This is a genomic window from Cellulomonas septica (assembly GCF_012396155.1).
In the GTDB taxonomy this organism is placed as follows: Bacteria; Actinomycetota; Actinomycetes; order Actinomycetales; family Cellulomonadaceae; genus Cellulomonas; species Cellulomonas septica.
In genome coordinates, this window is sequence record NZ_JAAXOY010000381.1 from 1 (window position 1) to 3,434 (window position 3,434).

A 3,434-nucleotide genomic window follows, 5' to 3' on the forward strand; every position below is an offset into this window, starting at 1 on the left:
GCGCGAGTACCTGCTCAAGCCCGTGCCGAACGCGCTGTTCACCCGGGACACCACGAGCTGGTTGTACGGCGGTGTCACCCTCAACCCGCTGTACTGGCCCGCCCGGCACGACGAGACGCTCCTCATGTAGTCCGTCTACGCGTTCCACCCGGACTTCGTCGGCTCGACCGTGCGGACCGCGACCCCGTCACGGGGACCGTGCCGACGCGTGCGGCGGGTCTCCATGACGGGGTCGTGGGCTCGGCGGGCCGCGAGACGCAGCTCCCCGGCCGGTGGGTCAGAGGGAGCGCTGATACGTGCGCATCGCCGCGACCGACCAGGCCGCCACCAGGACGGCGAGCACCGTCAGGAAGGCCGAGCGGGTGCCGACCAGGGCCCAGTCGACGTCGGTCGACATCGCGGTGCGCGCGACCTCGGTCGCCCAGGTCAGCGGGTTGAACCGCGCCGCCGACTCGACCCACGCGGGCAGCAGGGCGGGCGGCATGAGGGCCGTCGAGACGAACGTCGCTGGCAGGACGATCGTCGTCGAGATGCCGATGAGCGCCGTCTGGTCCCGGGCCAGCAGCGCGACGGCCGCGGACAGCGAGCAGAACGACGCCGCGAGCAGCAGCGACGCACCGAGCGCGACGGCCAGCCCGACGACCCCGCCGTCGAACCGCGCGCCCGCCGCGAAGGCGATCGCGAGCACGATCACGCCCTGCACGGCCGTGAGCAGCAGCTGCTGCACGAGCTGCCCGACCACGAGCGCCGACCGGTGCACCGGTGACGTGAGCAGGCGGTCCATGACCCCGCTGCGGATGTCGTCGATGAAGCCGGTCCCCGCCCAGGCGCCCGAGTAGAGGACGGTCATCATGAGGATGCCGGGCACGAGGAACGTGAGGTAGTCGGCGCCCTCAAAGCCGGGCACGGTCGCCACCGACTCGAAGACGTTGCCGAACAGCACGATCCACACGAGCGGCTGCAGCACGGAGACGCCGAGGCCCCAGGGCTGCCGCACGGTGCCGACGACCCAGCGTCGGCAGACCTCGCCGGTCTGCGCCCACCAGGACGCGGGCCGGGCGGCCGGGGTGACGACACGGGTCGGGGTGAGCGTGGCGGTCATCGGGCCACCTCCTGGGCGTCGCGTCGGGTGGCGGTGCGGTCGTCGGGTGCGGTCCCGTCGGACCCTCGCGCGCCGGGACGGCCTGCGGCCGAGCCGGTCGAGCGGTCGGTCGACGAGTCCGACCAGGAGCGGCCCGCGTAGCGGAGGTAGACGTCGTCGAGCGTCGGGCGCGAGACCGCGACAGCCCCGTGCCGGACGCCCGCCGCCTGGAGCGCGGCGATGGTCGCGCCGACGACGGCCGGGCCGTCGGGCGTGCGCGCGACGAGACGGCCGGTCGGCCCCTCGACGTGCACGACGACGTCGGTCAGCACGCGCGCGACGGCGGCACGCACCGCGTCGGCGTCGGGCTCGACGAGGTCGACCGTGAGGGTGTCGCCCACGAGCGTCGCCTTGAGCTCGTCGGGCGTCCCGGCGACGACGACACGCCCCCGGTCGACGATGCTCAGCCCGTCGGCCAGCCGGTCGGCCTCCTCGAGGTAGTGCGTCGTGAGCAGGACGGTGAGCGCGTCCTCGCCGGCCAGACGACGGATCTCGTCCCACATCGACGCGCGCGCCTCGGGGTCGAGGCCCGTGGTCGGCTCGTCGAGGAACAGCACGCGCGGCGCGTCGACCAGGCCGAGCGCGACGTCGAGCTTGCGCCGCGTCCCGCCCGACAGGCCGCCCGTGCGGCGGTCGCCCGCGTCGCCGAGCCCGAACCGGTCGACCAGAGCGGCCGCCCGGTCGGCTGCGGCAGACCGCGAGGAACCCCGCAGCCGCGCGGCCATGACGAGGTTCTCCCGCGGGGTCAGCAGCGGGTCGGCGCCCGTGCCCTGCGAGACGTAGCCGATGCTGCGGCGGACCGCGTCGGCGTCGACCACGACGTCCTGCCCGACGACCCGGGCCGTGCCGCTCGTCGCGCGCGACAGCGTCGTGAGGATCTTCGTGGTGGTGGACTTGCCGGCGCCGTTGGGGCCGAGCAGCCCGTGCACGGTGCCGGCGGGGACGGTGAGCGTGAGGCCGTCGAGGGCGCGGACGTCCGGGCGGCCACGGCCGCCGGGGTACGTCTTGACCAGGTCGACCGCCTCCACCGCCGGTGGGCGGATGGGCATGGTGGTGCTCCTTCTCGGTCGGACCGAGGCGCCACCTATGCTGGTCGTCGCAGCGGATCGCACAGGTGTCCCGCCTCGCGGCGGGGCTCGGTCGGTTCGTCGTCGGTCGGCCCGGGTGTGCCAGCACCTGGGCCGACCTTGTTCCCGGGGACGGTTCCCCGGGGGGTCGTGGTGGCGACGACGGCGCGACGGCCGCCCTCGCCCGTCAGCGGTCGGGCGGGCCCTCCTGTCCCGACAGGAACGGCGACAGCGCGTCGGCGACCGCCTCGGCGAGCTCGTCCGGGTCGATGCGACCCGCCGCGTTGGTCCGCGCGTGCAGCGACCGCCACATGTCGACGTGCTCGAGCGTGCCGTCGGAGATCGACGCCTCGAGCCCGACGACGAAGTCGAGCTCGGCGCGCAGCAGCCCGATCTCGTACTCGGCCTCGAGCGCGAAGATCCGGGGAAGCCCCTGCCGGCGGGCCTCGTCGACCGTCGTCTCGAGCGACGTGAGCGTCGTGCGCACCGACGCGGCACGCATGCGCAGCAGCCGCGCGACGTCGTCGGGCGCGAGCAGCGGGAGGAACGACAGCGCGGCCTCGAACTGCGGGAACTCCTTGACGGGCGTCCGCACGAGGTCGCTCAGCCAGTCGACGGCCTCCGTCGCACCGGCGTCGGTGATCCGGTAGACGGTGCGCGTCGGGCGGTTGCCCTCGCGCTCGGTCGACGCGGCCTCGATCAGCCCGCGCTTCTCGAGGCCCTCGACGACCGAGTACAGCGACCCGAAGTTGAGGCGCACGGTCTCGTCCTTCCGGCGCTCGCGGAGGGTCATCGACATCTCGTACGGGTGCATCGGCCGCTCCCAGAGCAGCGTGAGCACGGCCAGCGCCAACGGGTTGCTCCGCCCTCGCCCTGCCACCCCGATCACCTCCACCCGCGTCCTACTCGTCTTCGAATGCTCGTCCCAGAGTATATCGCGTCTATATCGCGTCTCAACCCCCTGGACCCGGCACGCGGTCGGTCGGCTGTGTCGAACGCGCCATCAGCGCCGCGTCGGGCACCTCAGACGGCTCTGACGGCGCGTTCGTCGTCGGATCGTCGCGGGCCGTTCACCTGCGGGTTCACGACGCGACACGGGGTGTCGACACCCTCGCGCCGACACACCGATCGAAGGAGCACCGATGCTGCGTCCGCAGCCCCCCGCCGAGCCCGCCGGCCGCCCCGCACACCCGTCCGCCGCACGCCGCGCGAACGGGTCGGGCAGG

The 3,434-nt window shown here is 73.9% G+C and carries 3 protein-coding genes and 1 pseudogene; 1 reads left to right on the top strand and 3 read right to left on the bottom strand.

All coding sequences use genetic code 11. The features are described from left to right. Positions 1-127, top strand: a pseudogene (locus HGA02_RS13575) (arginine deiminase family protein); the annotation flags it as partial. A 150-nt stretch (positions 128-277) separates the two neighbouring features. On the opposite strand, the gene HGA02_RS13580 reads toward HGA02_RS13575, so the two are convergent. The 3 genes from HGA02_RS13580 to HGA02_RS13590 all read right to left on the bottom strand — a co-directional run bounded on the left by HGA02_RS13580 (position 278) and on the right by HGA02_RS13590 (position 3,061). Beyond that, positions 278-1,102: an ABC transporter permease gene (locus HGA02_RS13580; RefSeq protein WP_168679451.1), complete on the bottom strand. Its 825-nt coding sequence runs from the start codon at positions 1,100-1,102 to the stop codon at positions 278-280. After that, positions 1,099-2,190, bottom strand: a complete 1,092-nt coding sequence (locus HGA02_RS13585; RefSeq protein ID WP_168679452.1) for an ABC transporter ATP-binding protein — start codon at positions 2,188-2,190, stop codon at positions 1,099-1,101. The genes HGA02_RS13580 and HGA02_RS13585 overlap by 4 nt, the downstream gene beginning before the upstream one ends. A 205-nt stretch (positions 2,191-2,395) precedes the next feature. Further along, positions 2,396-3,061 (bottom strand): PadR family transcriptional regulator, encoded by a 666-nt coding sequence (locus tag HGA02_RS13590; RefSeq protein WP_210728562.1) that lies wholly within the window; start codon positions 3,059-3,061, stop codon positions 2,396-2,398. Positions 3,062-3,434: the final 373 nt, after the last annotated feature.